Origin of the sequence: uncultured Roseovarius sp., from assembly GCF_913057115.1 — a bacterium.
Classification (GTDB): Bacteria; Pseudomonadota; Alphaproteobacteria; order Rhodobacterales; family Rhodobacteraceae; genus Roseovarius.
The window spans coordinates 1-15,739 of sequence record NZ_CAJXNN010000036.1 but is presented as its reverse complement, the minus strand read 5'-3'; the positions used below and the strand labels follow the sequence as shown (position 1 = coordinate 15,739).

17 protein-coding genes and 1 pseudogene are annotated in these 15,739 nt (G+C 60.8%); 13 read left to right on the top strand and 5 right to left on the bottom strand.

The window, feature by feature from the left end; translation table 11 throughout:
• Window positions 1-84 precede the first annotated feature (84 nt).
• Complete coding sequence (locus QZ498_RS13810) at window positions 85-2,286, bottom strand: NADP-dependent isocitrate dehydrogenase (RefSeq protein WP_294623215.1); 2,202 nt, start codon at window positions 2,284-2,286, stop codon at window positions 85-87.
• 470 nt (window positions 2,287-2,756) lie between these two features.
• On the opposite strand from QZ498_RS13810, the gene QZ498_RS13805 reads away from it, so the two are divergent.
• Entirely contained in the window at window positions 2,757-2,924 is a 168-nt protein-coding gene (locus QZ498_RS13805; RefSeq protein ID WP_294623213.1) for a hypothetical protein, read from the top strand.
• A gap of 112 nt (window positions 2,925-3,036) precedes the next feature.
• Here the strand turns inward: QZ498_RS13805 and QZ498_RS13800 are convergent, their stop codons facing one another.
• From QZ498_RS13800 to QZ498_RS13790, 3 genes are read right to left on the bottom strand one after another with little or no spacing between them, the layout of a single operon-like run.
• The gene (locus QZ498_RS13800) at window positions 3,037-3,798 is read right to left on the bottom strand and encodes an SUMF1/EgtB/PvdO family nonheme iron enzyme (protein ID WP_294623212.1); all 762 of its coding nucleotides are present in this window, start codon (window positions 3,796-3,798) and stop codon (window positions 3,037-3,039) included.
• Window positions 3,799-3,817: 19 nt separating this feature from the next.
• Complete coding sequence (gene nirK, locus QZ498_RS13795; RefSeq protein ID WP_294623210.1) at window positions 3,818-5,035, bottom strand: copper-containing nitrite reductase; 1,218 nt, start codon at window positions 5,033-5,035, stop codon at window positions 3,818-3,820.
• A 54-nt stretch (window positions 5,036-5,089) separates the two neighbouring features.
• Window positions 5,090-5,521 carry a pseudoazurin gene (locus tag QZ498_RS13790; RefSeq protein ID WP_294623208.1) on the bottom strand — a complete coding sequence of 144 codons (432 nt, stop codon included), beginning with the start codon at window positions 5,519-5,521 and terminating at the stop codon, window positions 5,090-5,092.
• Between the two features lie 145 nt (window positions 5,522-5,666).
• Here QZ498_RS13790 and QZ498_RS13785 point away from each other — a divergent pair, with 145 nt between their 5' ends.
• On the top strand, window positions 5,667-6,383 hold the full coding sequence (locus QZ498_RS13785; protein WP_294623206.1) for a Crp/Fnr family transcriptional regulator: 717 nt from the start codon (window positions 5,667-5,669) through the stop codon (window positions 6,381-6,383).
• Between the two features lie 6 nt (window positions 6,384-6,389).
• On the opposite strand, the gene QZ498_RS13780 is transcribed toward QZ498_RS13785, so the two are convergent.
• Window positions 6,390-6,602 carry a DUF1858 domain-containing protein gene (locus tag QZ498_RS13780; protein ID WP_294623204.1) on the bottom strand — a complete coding sequence of 71 codons (213 nt, stop codon included), beginning with the start codon at window positions 6,600-6,602 and terminating at the stop codon, window positions 6,390-6,392.
• Window positions 6,603-6,724: 122 nt separating this feature from the next.
• Between QZ498_RS13780 and QZ498_RS13775 the strand changes: the two genes are divergently transcribed.
• From QZ498_RS13775 to QZ498_RS17075, 11 genes and pseudogenes are all read left to right on the top strand, one after another.
• Complete coding sequence (locus QZ498_RS13775; protein ID WP_294623202.1) at window positions 6,725-7,177, top strand: cytochrome c; 453 nt, start codon at window positions 6,725-6,727, stop codon at window positions 7,175-7,177.
• A 12-nt stretch (window positions 7,178-7,189) separates the two neighbouring features.
• Window positions 7,190-8,539, top strand: coding sequence for a cbb3-type cytochrome c oxidase subunit I (locus QZ498_RS13770; RefSeq protein WP_294623200.1), 1,350 nt, complete (start codon window positions 7,190-7,192; stop codon window positions 8,537-8,539).
• A gap of 3 nt (window positions 8,540-8,542) precedes the next feature.
• Window positions 8,543-9,337, top strand: coding sequence for a CbbQ/NirQ/NorQ/GpvN family protein (locus QZ498_RS13765; protein ID WP_294623198.1), 795 nt, complete (start codon window positions 8,543-8,545; stop codon window positions 9,335-9,337).
• A 5-nt stretch (window positions 9,338-9,342) separates the two neighbouring features.
• Complete coding sequence (locus tag QZ498_RS13760; protein WP_294623196.1) at window positions 9,343-11,226, top strand: VWA domain-containing protein; 1,884 nt, start codon at window positions 9,343-9,345, stop codon at window positions 11,224-11,226.
• A gap of 1 nt (window position 11,227) precedes the next feature.
• Window positions 11,228-11,404, top strand: a complete 177-nt coding sequence (locus QZ498_RS13755; protein WP_294623194.1) for a protein NnrT — start codon at window positions 11,228-11,230, stop codon at window positions 11,402-11,404.
• Window positions 11,401-11,640 carry an NnrT protein gene (locus QZ498_RS13750; protein ID WP_294623192.1) on the top strand — a complete coding sequence of 80 codons (240 nt, stop codon included), beginning with the start codon at window positions 11,401-11,403 and terminating at the stop codon, window positions 11,638-11,640. The genes QZ498_RS13755 and QZ498_RS13750 overlap by 4 nt, the downstream gene beginning before the upstream one ends.
• A complete protein-coding gene (locus QZ498_RS13745) occupies window positions 11,637-11,810 on the top strand; it encodes a DUF6522 family protein (protein WP_294623190.1) in 174 nt (57 codons plus the stop codon). The genes QZ498_RS13750 and QZ498_RS13745 overlap by 4 nt, the downstream gene beginning before the upstream one ends.
• A complete protein-coding gene (locus QZ498_RS13740) occupies window positions 11,810-12,997 on the top strand; it encodes an NnrS family protein (protein ID WP_294623188.1) in 1,188 nt (395 codons plus the stop codon). The genes QZ498_RS13745 and QZ498_RS13740 overlap by 1 nt, the downstream gene beginning before the upstream one ends.
• A 1-nt stretch (window position 12,998) precedes the next feature.
• Complete coding sequence (locus QZ498_RS13735) at window positions 12,999-13,667, top strand: NnrU family protein (protein WP_294623186.1); 669 nt, start codon at window positions 12,999-13,001, stop codon at window positions 13,665-13,667.
• Window positions 13,668-13,990: 323 nt separating this feature from the next.
• Window positions 13,991-15,346 (top strand): oxygen-independent coproporphyrinogen III oxidase, encoded by a 1,356-nt coding sequence (gene hemN, locus QZ498_RS13730; protein ID WP_294623184.1) that lies wholly within the window; start codon window positions 13,991-13,993, stop codon window positions 15,344-15,346.
• Between the two features lie 19 nt (window positions 15,347-15,365).
• A pseudogene (locus tag QZ498_RS17075) lies at window positions 15,366-15,565 on the top strand (ABC transporter); the annotation flags it as partial.
• Between the last annotated feature and the right edge of the window lie 174 nt (window positions 15,566-15,739).

The following is a 15,739-nucleotide window of genomic DNA, read 5'->3' as shown; positions in this document are numbered from 1 at the left end:
GGACCAGCACCAATAAGAAAACGCCCGAGGCCCAAAGGCCCGGGCGTTTTTGTTTGGGCCGGGGATCACCCGGCCCGAAACCGATTAGCCAATAATGCTGTTCAGCGTGGCCGAGGGGCGCATCACAGCCGCCACCTTGGCAGGATCACCGTGGTAATAGCCACCCAGATCCGCAGGCTGGCCTTGTGCCGCAGCCAGTTCGGAAACGATCTGGCCTTCCTTTTCGGCCAGGGCCTTGGCAATCGGTGCGAAATGCGCGGCCAATTCGGCATCGTCGCTCTGCGCGGCCAGTGCCTCGGCCCAGTAGCGGGCGAACCAATAGTGGCTGTCGCGGTTGTCCGGCTCACCCACTTTCCGCGAGGGGCTGCGGCCATTGTCCAGGATACCCTGTGTCGCCGCCTCAACCGCATCACCCAGAACACGCGCCTTGGCGTTGTCTTTCTGATCGGCCAAGAACTTGAAGCTTTCGCCCAGCGCACAGAACTCACCAAGGCTATCCCAGCGCAGGTGGTTTTCTTCCATCAACTGGTCAACGTGCTTAGGCGCCGAGCCACCGGCGCCGGTCTCGAACAACCCGCCGCCATTCATCAGCTTCACGATCGACAGCATCTTGGCCGAGGTGGCCAGCTCAAGGATCGGGAACAGGTCGGTCAGATAATCGCGCAACACGTTGCCGGTGATGGCGATGGTGTTTTCGCCCTTGGTGATGGTCTCAAGGCTGGCACGGGTCGCCTCACGCGGGGCCATGATCTCGAACTTGTCGGTCACGCCCTTCGCCTCAAGGATCGGCTTGACGTATTTGATCAGCTCGGCGTCATGGGCGCGGCCCTCATCCAGCCAGAAGATCGCACGATACCCGGTGGCTTTCTGACGCTCAATCGCAAGGTTCACCCAATCTTCGATCGGTGCCTTGCGCGCGCTGGCAGACCGCCAGATATCCCCGGCCTCAACCTTGTGCTCATGCAACACCGTGCCATCGTCCAGAACCATCTTCACAACCCCGTCTTCAGGGATTTCAAAGGTGGTCGGGTGGCTGCCGTATTCTTCGGCCTTCTGCGCCATCAGGCCAAGGTTCTGCACCGTGCCTGCGGTGGCCGGGTCCAGCTTGCCGTTCTCTTTGAAGAACGCGATCGCCTCGTCATAGACCGGGGCGTAGGAGTTATCCGGGATCACGCAATTGGTGTCGTGCTGTGCATCATCCGGGCCCCAGCCCTTGCCGCCCGCTTTGATCAGCGCCGGCATCGACGCGTCAATAATCACGTCCGACGGCACATGCAGGTTGGTTATCCCCTTGTCGCTATCCACCATGTACATCGGCGGACGCTCGGCCATGACCTTATCGATCTCGGCCTTGATCTCGGGCTTGTCGGCCACCCGATCCAATAAAGCGGCAAGCCCCGAATTGGGGTTCACACCGGCGGCCTTCATCTCGTCGCCGTATTTCTCGAAAACGGGCTTGAGAAATTCCTTGACCGCGTGGCCGAAAATGATCGGGTCGCTGACCTTCATCATCGTCGCCTTCATGTGCAGCGAGAACAAAACACCCTCTTGCTTGGTCTTTTCAATCTCTTCAGCAAGGAAAGCATCCAGCGCCTTGGCGCTCATATAGGTGGCATCCACCACCGTGCCCGCCGGATAGGAAACCCCGTCTTTCAACACGGTCTCGCCATTCGCGCCTTCCAGAACGATCTTGGCGGTCGCTTCCCCGTCCAGAGTCGCCGACACTTCGTTCGAGAAGAAATCACCACCCGACATCGACGCCACGCGCGTCTTGCTGTCGGCGCTCCAATCCCCCATGCGATGCGGGTTGTTCTGGGCGTATTTCTTCACAGCCGCGGCGGCACGACGGTCCGAGTTGCCTTCGCGCAGAACCGGGTTCACCGCCGAGCCTTTGATCGTGTCATACTTGGCCTGAATGGCCTTCTCTTCGTCATTGGAAGGCTCATAAGGGTAATCGGGCAGGGCATAACCCTGAGATTGCAATTCCTCGATCGCTTCCACCAACTGCGGCACCGATGCCGAGATATTGGGCAGCTTGATCACATTGGCCTCTGGCGTCTTCACCAGCTTGCCCAGCTCGGCAAGGTCATCCGACTGGCGCTGTTCTTCAGTCAGAACCTCGGGGAAGGTGGCGATGATGCGCCCGGCAAGGGAAATATCCTTGGTCCCGACGCTCACGCCCGCCGCCTTGGCAAAGCTCTCGATGATCGGAAGAAGGGAGGCCGAAGCCAGTTCGGGGGCTTCGTCGACCTTGGTATAGATAATGTCAGGAGTGTTTTCAGCCATGATTCCACGCTTTCTGAAGTTTCGGCATACCATAGTACACCGAATTCGGATAATCCATCTCTAATGTGGATTTTACCGCGAGATGCGGGGATGAGGAAGGTGAATGGGGTGATCTTTGAGGTGAGCGGGCATTCGTCAAAGATCATTGTGGCGTCTGAAGAGCGGGACAAGCCACATCTTCAGCAGTATTTGAACGGCCGCGACAGCGCAGGGCCGCGGCGCGGCGATCCAGCGTTTGGGCTAAAGTGCTTGATCCAATTCACTGGCGCGCGACACAAACGCGATGCACCCAAGGCTGGCCCAATCGGCGAGCCTAGGATTTCCGACGAATGGTTATCATCAATAGACCGTGGATTGGCAAACATGGGCTCACAATCTGACCTCGGCTGCAACGCGGCACCATGTGATATGGTGCCTTGTCAACGTCTGGTTGTCGATATGGGAGGGCGTGGTGGATCGGAGGGTCCATCATGAAAACACCAACCTTACCTGCCATTCACGCACTGCGCTCTGCTTGTAACAAAGGCCGCATCGGCCGTCGTCACGGACGGCCCGATGCGGCCATAGTGAACTGGACAGAAAGCTACAGTGCAGCACCACCAAAGCAGAGCTCGGAATACCGCATGTATATTTGCTGATTTGAGAGCACCAAAGATTACACCAGCTGTAGTCACCGTGTGGTCGCTAAAGGTGAGCGAACAAAACCTTGTACGCATCGAATGCAGACCGCCGGCATAAGGAGCGACTGAATCACTGCCATCTGATCGGCTTGTCGCTAACGAGCCGCATGCCGAGGTGCGCCGGAGGCACGCCAACGGCGCAGCCGCCGCGGGCGGGATCGCGTATCAGGTAGGACATCGCGGCGATATGTTCCCCGCCAACGAAGAACGCGGGGCAGCGCGACAAGTCGGTTTCGCCCGATGCCCCGGCGAAGCAGTCTTGTGTCCATTCCCACACGCTACCGTCGAGATCCCAGATGCCTTCGGGCGAGATCGAGAAACTGCCCTGTGGCTTCAGCGCGCGTGGGGCTATCCCCTCGGTCAGGTAGGCCGAGGCCCAGGTGAGCGAGGGATCGGTGAAGGCCGGGTCGGCCTTTTTTGGCAGCACGGGCCGGGCCATCTCGGCCCATTCGTCCGCCGTGGGCAGGCGGAAGGTGGCCCCCGTCGCATCATTGATCCAGTGCAGGTATTCCGAGACGTCAAGATAACTCAGGCCCGTGGCCGGGGTTGTCTGTGCCTCTTGGTCGGGCCGCACACGCAGGCGCAGGGTACAGCCGCCTTGGTCGTGGCAGGTGTTCCATTCGGCCACGCTGACCTCGTATTTCTGAACGTAAAGGTGCGTGCCGTTGGGTAGGGTGACGGGGCTTTCGGCCATGTCCGGCAGAAGCGCCGGATCATGCCCGGCGCCGCGCCCGATGAGCGCGGCGCCGAGAACAACCGCCGCGACCACAAGCAAAGCAACCAAACGAAGGGACGACTTCAGGGCAGGCTTGCATGTTTTCGCGGCGGTCATTCGTCAGCTCCTTTTATACTCAGGTTGCGAAGGGTCGCGGTGCCACAACCTGTTCCATCAGGTTGTTGTCCCACTCGCCTTCGACGACGAAGTGTGCGGTGCCGCCCAGCATCGCGCCGATGATCAGGTTGTGGTTCACATAGGCGTAAACGCCCGGCTGCTCGAAGGTGTACATCGCTGCCGCAGCACTCCCGCCGCGGACAAACCATGTTTCCATTCCGGTCAGGGGCTGATCGGTGAAGGAGCTTTCCCAGACATAGTTGCCGTGGCCACCAATGAGGTGCGGGCGGCTGTCCACGTTGCACGAGTTGTGCACCATCAAGACGGTTTCACCAACCTTGGCCTTGAGGGCATTTTCACCTGTCAGGGCCCCGACCGCGCCGTTAAAGACCTGATGGGTCGGCACGAGGGTTCGCATGGCCTCAAGGCTGTCGGCGTAGTCGTCGCCTGCGGCGTCATAGGACTTGTAGTCGCCGTTTTCGTCCATCGGCAGATAGTAGTCCTGTTCGCCGATGTAGGCGATGCTGTCATAGCGCAGCGGATTGCCCTCGGCATCTTTCAGGCCGTCGCGTGGCAGCACCATGATCGCCCCGTTCATGCCGTGGGTGACATGGTAGGGGATCATCGCACCGCCGGGGGCGCAGTGATAGGTGAAGCAACCCGGTTTCGTCGCCTTCCAGCGCAGGACACATTCCTCGCCAGGGTAGACATGGGTCAATCCACCGCCGCCCAGCGCACCCGTTGAGGCGTGAAAGTCGATGTTGTGTTCCATCATCGAGCTTTCGGGGTTGCGCAGGGTCAGTTCGACCATGTCGCCCTCGTGGCAGATGATCAGCGGGCCGGGGACCGAGCCGTTGTAAGTCAGTGCCCAGACGCTGGCCCCGGTGTCTTCGTCGACGACCATCAGGCGTTCTTCGGTGACCATGGTGATCTCGATGATCTTGGGCCCGCCGGTGGCGACTTGTTCGTGTTCAGGCGCGAAGGGGGGTGCCACGAGTTCCTGTTTGACGCGGGTATAGCCGGACAGGTCGGCGGGTTTCGCGGTGCTTTCGGTTGCACCGTCGGCCGCCGCCTTGTGCAGGTTGCGCGACACCGCATCGGCCTTGAGCGGCTGAGGCGTACGGCGCGCGGCGAATGCGCCCGCGCCACTGACGGCGGCCGCACCGGCCAGAAGCGAGCCGCGCAAGACGTTGCGGCGGCTGGTTGGTGCAAGACCTGGGTTGATGAATTTGGTCATTCTATCCTCCTGGGATTGGGTGATGCGGCAGGCCATCCCGCGCGCATCGATGCGTCACATGTTGTTGAGTTGGTCTTCGAAGCGGGCCTTGGCCCTTTTCGGCACGCGGCCTTCGAGGAAATCGCCGGGCGCGTCCACGTCACCGATGGCGATGGTCATCACCATGCCCATGGCGTAGTGCGGCTTGCAGATCACGCCATAGACACCTTCGGTATTCAGCGTGACTTCGATTTCCTCGTTGATCTTGCCTTTGAAACCTTCCGCGCCTTCGGGAAGCATGCCCTTGGCGGTTTCGGCGTTATGGCCCTTGTCGGCGGCGATAAACTTGATCGTGTCGCCCGGCGCGGCCTGCACGAAGGCAGGCTCGAACACCATGCGTTCGCCATCGGCGCCCTTGTTGAGCATCTTGACTTCGTATGTCTCGGCGAAGGCGGCGGCCCCCATAAGGCTGGCAAGTGCGAGGCCGGTTGCCACTTTGCGGATCATTGGTCTTTCCTTTCTGATCGCGTTTCGATTGAGGGAAAGATACCGCGTCTGTGCAGCGCGCTTTTTGCTCTGGCACAAACTTCCAAAAGATGATCTGCAAAACTGCATATGGTGCGGGACGCCGCGTTGTGGCAAAACACGCAAAATGGACACAACCCCTTCGAAAAAAACCTTGCCGCGACTCGACGAGAGTCTGCTGACGCATCTGCCGCCCTTCTCGCGGCTCGACCGTCGGCAGATTCGCGCAATTCTCGATCGGGCGTCATCGCGACGGTACGAAGAAGGTGTCGCGATCTTTCAGGAAGGGCACCCTGCGGACCGCTTTTACATGCTGCTGGATGGGTATGTCCGGGTGGTGCGCATTACGTCGACCGGGGAGCAGGTGACCTCCCTTCACATACCGGCGGGGCAGCTATTGGGTATCGCGCGTGCAATCGGGCGCGATACCTACCCGGCGACAGCGATGACCGCGTCGGAATCGCTCGCCCTGAGTTGGCCCATGCATTTGTGGGACAGTTTCGTGACAGAATACGACGGGTTTGCCACCGAAAGTTACAAGACGCTGGGCCATCGACTGAATGAAGTGCAGAACAAGGTCGTGGAAATGGCCACCCAGCAAGTCGAGCAACGTGTCGCCAATGCACTCTTACGTCTGATCAACCAGACGGGCCGCAATGTCGAAAACGGAATCGAGATTGATTTCCCGATCACGCGCCAAGACCTATCGGAATTGACGGCCACAACCCTGCACACGGTCAGCCGCCTTCTGAGTGGCTGGGAGAAGCAGGGGCTGGTCGAAAGCAGGCGCAAGCGGATCGTGGTGCGCGACCCTCATGCGCTGGTCGTGCTGGCCCAGAAATAACCCCGGTCACGCCAGACCGGCGGCGCGCATCAATTCGGCCAGAAACAAGTCTTCGTCCAACTGATATTCCGCGCAGGCATCTGTCACGGTGTGAAACGGGCTGACCAGACAGCCGACACAAAGCATCCTGTGCCGCATGAAGACGCTTATCGTTTGCGGCCATTCGCGCATCAGGTCTTCCAAGGGCAGGTCGGGATCGTCCAAGCGAATACGGGCCATGGCGTACCTCCTTTCCCGCACCACCCTAGGCCACCAATCGCGTTAAACGTTGTGCTGGCGCAAACTTCGGTCTTGGGCGGACCGCTAGGAAGAGGGCATCCCGACTTCAAGGAGGCCCGAACATGGCTGAAATTCTCACGAAATCGCGGGCGCGAAATATCTTTTACGGGGGCTCGATATTCTTTGTCGTGGTCTTTGTGGGGATGACCGTCCATTCGCACCGTTACGTGGTGCAAACCTCGACCGCCGGTATGGAACTGAGCGAGGAGGTCGTTCACGGCAAGCACGTGTGGGAAAAACATTCCTGCATCAATTGCCACAGCTTGCATGGCGAAGGCGCCTATTTCGCGCCTGAACTTGGCAACGTCATGACCCGCTGGGGCGTGCAAGACAGCCCAGAGGACGCGTTTTGGATGCTCAAGGGATGGATCGAAAGTCAGCCCAGCGGCATCGAAGGACGCCGCCAGATGCCCGCCTATGACATGACCGACGAAGACCTTCGCGGCCTTGCCGAGTTCCTGCGCTGGGCCGATCAGACAGACACCCAGGGCTGGCCGCCCAATGACGCCGGATAAGGAGGCAAACCAATGAAATACGAATCTCAGAAAGTGGCGTATTGGTATATCCTCGCCTCCTTGGCGCTTTTCGGCATTCAGGTGGCGGGCGGATTATTGGCGGGGTGGGTCTATGTCTCGCCGAACTTCCTGTCGGAGCTGTTGCCGTTCAACGTGATCCGCATGATCCACACCAACGCATTGATCGTCTGGCTGTTGCTGGGCTTTTTCGGGGCGGCCTATTTCCTTGTGCCCGAGGAATCCGAGCGCGAGATATGGTCGCCGAAACTGGCCTATATCCAACTTATCATTCTGGTTGTCGGCACACTGGGTGCGGTCGGCTCCTACCTCGTCGGCATCCACGGTGGACGCGAGTTTCTGGAACAGCCCCTTTGGGTCAAGTTCGGTATTCTTGTGGCCGCGCTGATTTTCCTGCTCAACATCTCGATGACCGTTCTCGCGGGCAAGAAGACCGCAATCACCGGTGTGCTGCTCATGGGCCTGTGGCTGTTGTCGCTGCTTTGGGTTTTTGCCTTCATCAACCCCGACAACCTCAGCCTCGACAAAATGTACTGGTGGTTCGTCGTGCACCTCTGGGTCGAGGCGACATGGGAATTGGTGATGGCCGCGATCCTGGCCTTCCTGCTGCTGAAGCTGACCGGCGTGGACCGCGAGGTGGTGGAAAAATGGCTTTATGTCATCGTCGCCACCGCGCTTTTCTCGGGTATTCTTGGCACTGGGCACCACTTCTACTGGATCGGTCTGCCGGGGTACTGGCAGTGGGTCGGCTCGATCTTTTCGACCTTCGAGGTGATCCCCTTCTTCCTGATGATGTCCTTCGCCTTTGTCATGGTCTGGAAGGGGCGCAAAAACCACCCCAACAAGGCCGCCTTGCTATGGTCGCTTGGTTCGTCAACTGTAGCCTTCTTCGGCGCGGGCGTCTGGGGCTTCTTGCACACGCTGCACGGGGTGAACTTCTATAGCCACGGCACGCAGATCACCGCCGCGCACGGTCACCTTGCCTTCTATGGCGCTTACGTGGCCCTCAACCTTGCGGTCTTCAGCTATGCCATGCCGATGCTGCGGCAGCGCGCGCCTTACAACCAAGTGCTGAACATGGCGAGTTTCTGGCTGATGACCGGCGGGATGGCCTTCATGACCTTCGTGCTGACCTTCGCCGGCACCATTCAGACGCATATGCAACGCGTCATCGGTGACTACTACATGGAGGTTCAGGACAGCCTGTCGATCTTCTATCTGATGCGCTGGGGCTCTGGCCTTGCGGTGGTGATCGGGGCGCTCTTGTTCATCTATTCGATGCTGGTGGTTCGAAAGTCCGAGGTCATCACCCCCGGCCCTGCAAACCCTGTTCCGGGAGAGTGAGCCATGAACATGGAAAACAAACCAACCCTGCCGTTCTATCAACCCACGGGCCGCGAATGCGACCTCTTTGAGACGGCCCATGACAACGGTTTGCCCCTTCTTTTGAAGGGGCCGACCGGCTGCGGCAAAACCCGCTTTGTCGAACATATGGCGGCCCGGCTTGGCAAGCCGCTTTATACCGTGGCCTGCCATGACGATTTGTCGGCGGCAGACCTGATCGGGCGCTACCTGCTCAAAGGCGGCGAAACCGTCTGGGTCGATGGGCTTTTGACCCGCGCGGTGCGCGAGGGCGGTATCTGTTACCTCGACGAGGTGGTAGAGGCGCGCAAGGACGTCACCGTGGTTCTGCACCCGCTGACGGACACGCGGCGCAGCCTGATGATCGACCGGACGGGCGAGGAACTGGTGGCGCCCGAGGGCTTCATGCTGGTGGCCTCTTACAACCCTGGCTACCAGAATGTCCTCAAACGCTTGAAACCTTCCACCCGGCAGCGGTTCCTGTCGATCTCTTTCGACTTTCCCGATGCCGAGACCGAGATCGCCGTGGTCGCCGCCGAAAGCCGCTTGGAACCGGGGCGCGTCGCACCACTGGTGCGGTTGGCCGGGCATATCCGGCGGCTGTCGGGCATGGACCTTGAGGAAGGGGTTTCCACCCGCCTGTTGATCTATGCCGCGACGCTGATGGCGGGTGGCATGGGAGTCGTTCAGGCGCTGGAGGCCGCCATCATCGAACCATTGAGTGATGAGCCGGATGTGCAGCGGGCGCTGCGCGATCTGGTCGAAACGATCTACGGGTAAGCGCGATGCACCTTCTTGACCTCATGGAACCGGAAGAGACCGTTGGCAACCTTTGGCACGATATGGCCAGCCAGATCGGTGCCGAGGTGAGCTATCCGCAGGCGAGTGTCACGCTCGCCTCGGTCCGGCCCAGCCTTGCGGTGCTGTTCCGCGCGCTTGGCGGGGCGCCGGGCGTTGAACTGTCCGAGGTGGCGGCCACGCTGGCGGCGCACCGTCGCCCCTTGCGGCGCAAACTGGGGGCCGAGCGCGATCACGAATGGCTTGCCCGCTTCGACGGCGAGCGTCTGGCCCTGCCCCCCTTCATCGCGACCTTTCCCGAAGAGCGGTTGAACCGCGCGGCCTTCTTCTGGCTGACGGCGCTGGCGGCATGTGCCGATGTCGCGGAGTTCGATTTCTCCATGGATGGCCCCGCCCAAGACTGCGCCCAGATCCGCGCCAACATGGCAGCCGCCGACGCCGCCGATGCCGCCTGCCCCGGCTTGCGGGAGAGTTACGAACAAATGGCGCAGCTGTGCGCCGAGGCGCGACCGAACGTGATCCGCCCCGCCCAGGAGGCGGCGATAGAAGCCGCCATTCTTGACCAACTTTGTGGAACAGGACCCGCGATAAGCCCGCCAACTGCGGCGCGCGGTTACATGCCAGCAGCCCCGGTGCCGATCTGGCTGCGCTTTGGCACCCCCGGCTCGGGTGCTGCGGCCAGCGGCAAGGAGGCTGATCCGGCCGCCCCGCCACCCAATGCCGCGCATACCAGCCGCAAACCGGGCCAGCGCAAAGATCAGGATCAACAAAACCGCAAGGACAGTTTCATCATTCACCGCTTTGAATCGATCCTGTCTTGGGTCGAGTCGATGAACATCAACCGCAGTGTCGATGATGATGACGACGAGAACGCCCAGAAGGCCGCCGACGACCAAGACCAGATCACCCTGTCAAAGCACGACCGCAAGGCGGCGACCCGCCTGCGCCTGCACCTCGACCTGTCGCCCGCCGATGCCGACCACGAGGCGTTATCGGGTGAATATACCTATGCCGAGTGGAACCCCCGCAGCCGCAGCTACATGCCCGACCATTGCCGCGTGCTGGATGCGCCCGCGCGGCCCGGCGGCACGCCCTTCGTGCCCAATGCGCGGCGTATGCGCGAGGTGCGCCGACAGTTCGAAGCGCTGCGCCCCCGCCGGATATTGCAACCGCGGCAAGTGGATGGCAGCGAGCTTGATCTTGATGCCCTGCTGACCGCGCGTGCGGACCTTGCCGCAACGGGGCGCGGGTCGGACCGCATCTGGCAATCGGCCCGGCAGACCGAGCGTGACCTGTCGGTGGCCTTCCTGATCGACACGTCCCGTTCGACCGAGGCGGCGATCGGGAACACATCGGTGATCGAAGTTGCGCGCGAGGCCATGGCCGCGCTGGCGGGCGGCATTGACGCGGCGGGTGACCGCTTGGGCATCTGGGGGTTTTCATCTTTGCGCCGGGACCGCGTATTCCTGACCCGCTGCAAGGATTTCGACACGCCCATGTCCCCCGACGTCACCGCCAACATCGGCGCGCTTAGCCCCGGCCACTACACCCGCCTCGGGGCCGCGATCCGCCACGTCAGCGCGCAACTGGCCGAGCAGCCCAGCGCACGCAAACTGTTGATCGTGCTGACCGATGGCAAGCCCAATGACCTTGACCATTACGAAGGTCAGCACGGCATCGAGGACAGCCACATGGCCGTGCGCGAGGCCCGCAATGCGGGCCTCAGCCTGCATGGCATCATCATCGACGAGGATGGGCAGGATTGGTTCGCTCGCATCTTCGGGCGCGGCGGCTTCACCCTTTTGCCCGATCCCGAACGTCTGACCCGTGCCCTGCCCGACATTTACCGCACCCTGACACAGGAGACCTGACATGCGCAGACTAATCCTTTCCCTTGCCACACTGTTTGCGTCGCCCGCCTTTGCAGAGGGCTTTGACCGGCCGATTCCGCAGGCGCAATCGGCCACCGCCGAATTCTGGTACGCCTTGGCCTGCATTGCGCTTGTCGCGTCAATGGTGGCGGTGCAGCGACTGATATCGCGCCGATGACCCGGCAAGGGTGGTCCACCCGGCGCATCGCGCTGGCGCTTTATCCCTTCGGGGCCGGGGCGGCGGCGGTGAACGTCTTTTTCGCCTCACTGATCTTGAGCTGGATCGGTGGGCCGATCGCCTCGACCGCTTGGTCAATTGGGCTGGGCTGTCTTATCGGGCTGCCTGCGACGTGGTATTTTGCCCGGCATATCCGCCACCTGATGGATGTCTCCGACGGGACGGAAGCGCCATGAAGATCGACATCCAAAGCGGGCAAATCACCAGTCGGTTGGAAATCGGCGAAGCCGAGGACGCCGGGAAAATGCGGCTTCACTTCTTTCATGATGACATGCGCCTGAGGCTGACCTGTTCCAGTGACGGAACCGTGCTCAAGACCCTGCGGGCCAAGACCGGAGCAAGATGATGGCAAGGACATCGGCAGAACAAATGCGGGCGTGGCAGGGGCCGGCGCTTTTCAGTTTCGGCTTCAGGCCCTTCTTTTTGTTCGGCGCGCTTTGGGTCGCGCTGGCGATGGTGCTTTGGCTTTTCGCCCTGTCGGGGGCGATCACGCTACCAACGCGGTTGGACCCGGTGTCTTGGCACGCGCATGAATTTCTGTTCGGGTACCTGGGCGCGGTTTTAGCCGGATTCCTGTTGACGGCGGTGCCCAACTGGACGGGCCGGTTGCCGATGGTGGGCTGGCCGCTGGCGGGGCTTTTTGCGCTATGGGTGGCCGGGCGCGTCGCGGTCCTGACCTCGGGCCTGATGCCCGCGGCGGTGGCCCCTGTGGTTGATCTGGCCTTTCCGCTGGTCTTGGGCGGATTGATCCTGCGCGAAATCATAGCGGGCCGGAACTGGCGCAACCTGATCGTGCTGGGCCTGCTGGCGGTGTTCACGCTTGCCAATGGCATTTTTCACACCGAGGCCCTGGGCGGCACCTATGCGGCGCAGGGTATCGGCCTGCGCCTTGGTCTGGCCACCGGCATCATGATGATCGCCGTGATTGGCGGGCGGATCATCCCGTCGTTCACCCGCAACTGGCTGGCCAAGGGGACGAACCCGGCGCGGCCTGCGCCGCCTATGCAACGGTTTGACAAGCTGGTGCTGTTGGCCAGCCTTGCCATTTTGCTGCTTTGGGTTTGGCAGCCCTTCACCGCCCAAACCGCTGCAACGCTGATTGTGTTCGGGGGGTTGCATCTGATCCGGCAGGCCCGTTGGGCACCACATCTGACAGCGCGTGAGCCCTTGGTCTGGGTGCTGCACGCCGCCTATTTGTTCATCCCATTGGGCGCTTTGGCGCTTGGGGTTGATCAGATCATGGAACATCCGGGCACAGCCGGGGCGCAGCATCTTTGGATGGCGGGGGCCATCGGCGCCATGACCCTTGCCGTTATGACCCGCGCAAGCCTGGGGCATACCGGGCGGGCATTAACCGCGAACCGGGCGACCGTGGGCATTTACCTGTGTCTTTTCGGCTCGGTCGTGGCGCGGGTCTGGGCCTCGGTTTCCCCACATCTTATGCACCTGTCCGGGGCGCTATGGCTTGCGGCCTTCGCGGGATTCGTGATTGCCTATGGACCCTCGCTTTTGCGACCCAAACCGGAGAGATAAGATGGGATGGTTCGGCTTCACCGCTGTTTTCGCGGCCTTCTTCCTGACGCATTCGACCCCGGTTCGCCCAGCAGTAAAATCCCGCCTTGTGCAAACGCTTGGCACACGCGGCTTTGGGCTGGCCTATTCGATCCTTTCAGTGGCGATGCTGGCGCTTCTGATCTGGTCGGCGGGCGAAGCGCCCTATGTGCAACTTTGGCCGCAGATGGAATGGCACCGCCACACGGCGCATCTGGGCATGTTGGCGGTTTGCCTGCTGCTTGCGCTTAGTGTCGCGCGGCCAAATCCGTTTTCCTTTGGCGGGGCGCGGAACAACAGTTTTGATCCCACCCTGCCCGGCATAGTAAGATGGACGCGGCACCCGATCCTGCTGGCGCTTGCGATCTGGGCGGGCGTACATCTGTTGCCCAACGGGGACCTTGCACATGTCATCCTGTTCGGCGTTCTTGGTGGTTTTGCCCTTGCAAGCCGGGCCTTGATCGACCGGCGAAAGCGGCGTGTGTTGGGGGTCACAGAGTGGAACGCCCTTGATACTGCGCGACGGACCGCGCCCTTGTTCCATGCCCCGCGCTTTTGGCCCGAAACTTTCATCCGGCTACTGATCGGCCTCGCCGCTTTCGCCGGGCTGCTGTTGGCCCACCCTCACGTGATCGGAGTGCCAGCATTGTGACCTCGCGTTGAGGAAGCAGGTAACGCTGACGAAAGGCTCTGCTTTTCGTATCAATAGCTTCGCTGCGGTTTCTGAGGCATCCAAGGGAAAGATATCGAGAAAATCGCCCGCGATTGAGGTCCATACATGGACAAAAAAAGATGCAGCGAATGACCAAGTTTTGCCGAACCTGTGAAAACACCTGCTCGCGATCCCAGAAACCAAAACCGAAAAGGATTGAGAATGCTCTCCCTGTCAGCCTTATTGCCCAATGGCCGCACATTGTGATTTGAAAGTTTGCCCTATGGCAAAGAGCCTTGCTTTGATTTGTTTCATAAAACGGTATGGAACATGCAAAAGCACTCAAGGCACTTGGCCTCTTCGATGCGCGCGTACCGCGCTACACATCCTATCCCACCGCTGCGGTCTTCACGCCCGATACCGGCGCAGTCTTCCAGAGCCGCGCACTCGAAACGCTAAATCCAAAAGACCCGGTCTCGGTCTATATCCACATCCCCTTTTGCGAGCGACTGTGCTGGTTCTGTGCCTGTCATACGCAAGGCACAAAAACACTCGGCCCAGTGGAAAGCTATCTGGAGACGCTTGAGGCGGAACTCGAGCTGCTGCGCACGAGGCTGCCGGACGGCTTGAAAATGGGCAACCTTCACTGGGGCGGCGGAACACCGACAATCTTGCCTCCTCAATTGATCCACCGCCTGGCCAAAGCGATACGCAGGGTGTTTCCCCCCACCGACGCATTGGAGTTCTCCGTCGAGATCGACCCGACGATGGTGGACCGGGCCAAAATCGATGCCCTTGCCGCCGAAGGTATGAACCGTGCGTCGATCGGCATTCAGGATTTCAATCCCGAAGTGCAACAGGCCATCGGCCGAATGCAACCTTTCAATGCCACGCGCGATTGTGTCAACGACCTGCGCGCGGCAGGCATCAGATCGCTCAACACTGATCTCGTCTACGGCCTCCCACATCAAAGCCTCGAACGTATTGACGACACGATCCACAAGGTCCTGACCTTTGAACCGGATCGCGTTGCTCTCTTTGGATACGCGCATGTTCCATGGGTGTCCAAACGGCAGAAACTGATCGATGAAGACGCGCTTCCGGATGATCTGGCGCGCTACAACCTCGCCAAATATGCCGCGGAACAATTCATCGCGGCCGGCATGACGGCCATCGGCATTGATCATTTCGCACGCCCCGGTGATGATCTGACAACAGCGCTCGAAACAGGCCGCTTGCGCCGCAATTTCCAAGGATACACGGCAGATAAGTGTCAGACCCTCATCGGACTTGGCGCATCGTCGATCTCCCGCTTCCCGGGCGGATACGTGCAGAACGCGCCTGCAACAGCCGCCTATAAACAACGGATTGCGCAGGGTGGTTTGCCCGGCTCTCGTGGCTACCAGATGAACCCGGAGGATCACCTGCGCGCAGGCGCGATCGAGCACCTGATGTGTACATTCGCGCTGGACCTCGACGACCTGAGCCAAGAATTCGGACCACGCGCCGGGAAACTTCTGCCATGCCTGAAAGAGGTGGCCGCAAACTTCGCGCCATTCGTGAAGTTGACGGGAAAGCGCATCGAGATTCTGCCAGAAGGCCGCTCCTTGACCCGGATTATCGCCTCGGCCTTTGATCAGCATGTGCCAGAGGGCGTCCGTTACTCACGCGCGTCCTAACGTGCTTGAAACGCACCCAATCCCCCATGACCTCGCCATGGTCAGGGCGATCGCCGTGATGGATCAGGGCCGTATCGTCAGGTATCGGCCGAAGAGCCAGATGCTCAGCCCGCCCTTCGACGATTGCACCGATCGGCTGTGTCATCGGTGCCGGAACTGGAAACCGGCTGGCTGGAGCAGGTCATCGCAACCCGCAGAATGGAAAGCGCAGGGAATTGAGGAGCGGCGATATCATCGACCCGAAGGCCGAGGGCAAAGGCCCCATGACAACGCCCTCACCCGCCAATATACCGCCCTGATGGGGACCGAGGAGGTGACGGTTGACTTCACCGAGGATGGCATCGCCGCCCTCGCCCGCATCGCGGCGGAGGTTAATCAAAGCGTCGAAAACAC

Bases quoted from the DNA above. Each gene is read 5' to 3' on its own strand.
- QZ498_RS13800 (WP_294623212.1), bottom strand. From the start codon at position 3,798: ATGACCGCCGCGAAAACATGCAAGCCTGCCCTGAAGTCGTCCCTTCGT.
- nirK (WP_294623210.1), bottom strand. From the start codon at position 5,035: ATGACCAAATTCATCAACCCAGGTCTTGCACCAACCAGCCGCCGCAAC.
- QZ498_RS13755 (WP_294623194.1), top strand. From the start codon at position 11,228: ATGCGCAGACTAATCCTTTCCCTTGCCACACTGTTTGCGTCGCCCGCC.
- QZ498_RS13775 (WP_294623202.1), top strand. From the start codon at position 6,725: ATGGCTGAAATTCTCACGAAATCGCGGGCGCGAAATATCTTTTACGGG.
- QZ498_RS13760 (WP_294623196.1), top strand. From the start codon at position 9,343: ATGCACCTTCTTGACCTCATGGAACCGGAAGAGACCGTTGGCAACCTT.
- hemN (WP_294623184.1), top strand. From the start codon at position 13,991: ATGGAACATGCAAAAGCACTCAAGGCACTTGGCCTCTTCGATGCGCGC.
- QZ498_RS13785 (WP_294623206.1), top strand. From the start codon at position 5,667: ATGGACACAACCCCTTCGAAAAAAACCTTGCCGCGACTCGACGAGAGT.
- QZ498_RS13780 (WP_294623204.1), bottom strand. From the start codon at position 6,602: ATGGCCCGTATTCGCTTGGACGATCCCGACCTGCCCTTGGAAGACCTG.
- QZ498_RS13770 (WP_294623200.1), top strand. From the start codon at position 7,190: ATGAAATACGAATCTCAGAAAGTGGCGTATTGGTATATCCTCGCCTCC.
- QZ498_RS13740 (WP_294623188.1), top strand. From the start codon at position 11,810: ATGGCAAGGACATCGGCAGAACAAATGCGGGCGTGGCAGGGGCCGGCG.
- QZ498_RS13735 (WP_294623186.1), top strand. From the start codon at position 12,999: ATGGGATGGTTCGGCTTCACCGCTGTTTTCGCGGCCTTCTTCCTGACG.
- QZ498_RS13810 (WP_294623215.1), bottom strand. From the start codon at position 2,286: ATGGCTGAAAACACTCCTGACATTATCTATACCAAGGTCGACGAAGCC.
- QZ498_RS13790 (WP_294623208.1), bottom strand. From the start codon at position 5,521: ATGATCCGCAAAGTGGCAACCGGCCTCGCACTTGCCAGCCTTATGGGG.
- QZ498_RS13805 (WP_294623213.1), top strand. From the start codon at position 2,757: ATGAAAACACCAACCTTACCTGCCATTCACGCACTGCGCTCTGCTTGT.
- QZ498_RS13750 (WP_294623192.1), top strand. From the start codon at position 11,401: ATGACCCGGCAAGGGTGGTCCACCCGGCGCATCGCGCTGGCGCTTTAT.
- QZ498_RS13765 (WP_294623198.1), top strand. From the start codon at position 8,543: ATGAACATGGAAAACAAACCAACCCTGCCGTTCTATCAACCCACGGGC.
- QZ498_RS13745 (WP_294623190.1), top strand. From the start codon at position 11,637: ATGAAGATCGACATCCAAAGCGGGCAAATCACCAGTCGGTTGGAAATC.